Raw genomic sequence first — 2850 nt, 5'->3', positions numbered from 1 at the left:
CCCGGAAGGGTGTGGGAGAGTAGGACACCGCCGGACCACACCACACAAGGGTCGAGCCCCCGCACCACACGGTGCGGGGGCTCCCCGCATTTAACCACCCACCGGCATCGAGCGCCGGCACCGTCCCGTCATACGCGCGCTGCTCCGGCAACGGGCGCATAATGCGGGCATGGACACGACGAACCAGGATCCAGAGTCCCCGCTGGTGACCGAGCAGCAGGAGCAGTCCACGGCCGTGGTGACGGGAACGGTCTCCATGAGCGACCTGCGTGCGTTCTTCGACCGAGCGTTCGACGACCTGCGGCGTGCCATGGCCGACGGAACGTTCGAGCCGTCGGGGCCTCCGATGGCCGTCTACCACGGTGTGCCGGCGGAGACGGTCCATCTCGACGTGGGCTTCCCTGTGACGCGGCCGGTCACAGCCCGGGGCCGAGTGGTGCCGGGCCGGTTGCCCGCGTCCCGTACGGCGTCGTCCGTGCACCGCGGCAACTACGACGACCTCGGACGCTCCTGGCAGCACCTGGCGGAGTGGGCGGCACGGGAACGCCTCGATCTCGGCGACCTCATGTGGGAGGTGTACGTGACGGAGCCCCGGCCGGGGGACGACCCCGCGGCCATGCGCACCGAGCTCCACTGGACCCTGCGTAAGTGAATCCCGGAGGGCCGCCCGGCCCGCCACGAGGAAGGCCCCGACCGTGCGGTCGGGGCCTTTCTCGTGGCGCAGGACGGGGAGCTGCCGGCTCAGCGACGCAGCGGTGAGTCCGCGGGCTCCCGCTCCGGCGAGGCCGTCCTGCCGGCCTCGCTCACGGCCCGCTCGCCGATGAGCTTGTTCACGACCACGGCAATGGCGCCGTCCCCGGTCACGTTCGTGGCGGTGCCGAAGGAGTCGATGGCGATGTAGGTGGCGATCATGAGGGCCACGGCGGTCTCGTCGAAGCCGAGCATGCCCTGGAGCAGACCGACGGCGGCCATGATCGCGCCGCCGGGTACGCCGGGGGCCGCGACCATCGTGATGCCCAGCATCAGGATGAAGCCCACGTAGGCCAGGTCGTCGATCGGTGTTCCCGTGATGGTCATGATGGCTGCCGAGAAGAGCACGATCTTCAGGGTGGACCCTGCGAGGTGGATGGTCGCGCTGAGCGGGACCACGAATCCGGCCACGGGCGGTCGGACGCCGTTGACCTCCGCGCACCGGAGGGTGACGGGGATGGTCGCGGCCGAGGAGGACGTGCCCAGCGCAGTGGCGTAGGCGGGGAGCATGTTTTTCAGCAGAACGGCCGGGTTGCGGCCCACGTAGATTCCCGCGGCCACGTACTGGGCCGCGAGCAGCAGCACGGACAGGGCCAGGGCGACGAGCACGACCTTCGAGAAGGTGGAGACGACCACCAGGATCTGCCCGTTCATGGTGAGTCCCATGAACATCCCGAAGATGTAGAGGGGCAGGAGCGGGATGATGACCAGCTCCACGATGCGCATGATGATCCCCCGCAGGTCGTCCATGCTCCGGTGGAGGGTGTTTCCGGGGATGAGGGTGATGCCCACGCCCAGGCAGAAGGCGAGCAGAAGTGCTGTCATGACGCCGAACACGGGCTCCATCTCGAGGGCGACGAAACCCGTGAGGGCGCTCTCCTCCGGATTGGCCAGCGCGTCGAGCTCGCGCTCCCCGCCGAGCAGCCACGGGTAGCCCGCGCGTGCGACGAGGAAGGCCAGGAGGCCTGCGAGGACGGTGGACGCGTACGCGATGGCGGCGGTCACGCCCAACCACTTGCCGGCTCCTCTGCCGAGGTCGCCGATGGCCGGGGTGACGAGCCCGACGATCAGCAAGGGGATGAGGAAACCGAGGAACGCGCTGAAGAGTCCGTTGAACGTCAGGAAGAGGCGGGCGACCGGTTCGGGGAAGAACAGACCGCAGGCGATGCCCAGGACGATCCCGACCAGCACGCGCACCAGGAGGTGGGACGTGAGGGGTTTTTTGGTCATGGGTCCATCATCCGCCGGAGGCGCAGCCGGGAACGAATCGGGGCGGAGTGGCCCCGGGCCTGCTTATACAATGGGGACGATCAGCATGGCGGACCGTTTCCGGACACCGCCGACATCCACGAGAGCCGACCGGCACTGCGTCGGCACAGAGGAGCGGTACGTGTCCGAGTCATTCCAGCACGGGTCCCGGGACGAGCGTCGGAACGGAAGATCCGGCGACCGCCGGCCCGGCGGAGGAACGGGACGCGAGGGTGACCGTTCCGGATCGCCGTCCCGGGGTCGGTCCGACGACGGACGACGCGGCCCGTCCCGCGACGCGCGCGACGGTGACCGGAGCAGCGGCTACGGCGCGCGCGGTGCCACCGGCAGGACCCGCGACGATCGGCAGGACGATCGCCGTGGTGGCTACGCCCCGCGTGCTGACCGTCGTGATGAGCGGCAGGGTGAGCGGGGTCCGCGTCGTGAGGGGGAAGGCTACCGCGGCCGTCGTGACGACCGTCAGGACGACCGCCGTGGGGGCTACGCCCCGCGTGGCGACCGTCGTGAGAGTGACCGTCGTGAGAGTGACCGTCGTGAGGGTGACCGGCGCGGGGGCTACGGTGGCCCGGGTCGTCGTGATGACCGTCAGGACGATCGCCGTGGTGGCTACGCCCCGCGCGGTGACCGGCGCGAGAGTGACCGGCGTGATGAGCGGCAGGGTGAGCGGGGTCCGCGTCGTGAGGGCGAGGGCTACCGCGGTCGTCGTGATGACCGTCAGGACGATCGCCGTGGTGGCTACGCCCCGCGCGGTGACCGGCGCGAGAGTGACCGGCGTGATGAGCGGCAAGGTGAGCGGGGTCCGCGTCGTGAGGGCGAGGGCTACCGCGGTCG

At 70.1% G+C, this 2850-nt stretch carries 3 protein-coding genes; 2 read left to right on the top strand and 1 reads right to left on the bottom strand.

The window, feature by feature from the left end:
• The first annotated feature begins 169 nt into the window (after window positions 1-169).
• Entirely contained in the window at window positions 170-652 is a 483-nt protein-coding gene (locus tag AVL61_RS13520; RefSeq protein ID WP_058874853.1) for a GyrI-like domain-containing protein, read from the top strand.
• 89 nt (window positions 653-741) lie between these two features.
• Here AVL61_RS13520 and AVL61_RS13515 read toward each other — a convergent pair whose 3' ends face one another.
• The gene (locus AVL61_RS13515) at window positions 742-1980 is read right to left on the bottom strand and encodes a dicarboxylate/amino acid:cation symporter (RefSeq protein WP_058874852.1); all 1239 of its coding nucleotides are present in this window, start codon (window positions 1978-1980) and stop codon (window positions 742-744) included.
• A 416-nt stretch (window positions 1981-2396) separates the two neighbouring features.
• Here AVL61_RS13515 and AVL61_RS13510 point away from each other — a divergent pair.
• A partial coding sequence (locus AVL61_RS13510) for a hypothetical protein (protein ID WP_197412712.1) occupies window positions 2397-2850 on the top strand: 454 nt, incomplete at its 3' end.

The sequence above is a fragment of the Kocuria rosea subsp. polaris genome, from assembly GCF_001483755.1.
In the GTDB taxonomy this organism is placed as follows: Bacteria; Actinomycetota; Actinomycetes; order Actinomycetales; family Micrococcaceae; genus Kocuria; species Kocuria cellulosilytica.
The sequence above is the reverse complement of the archived record's forward strand: the minus strand, read 5'-3'. Positions and strand labels throughout refer to the sequence as shown.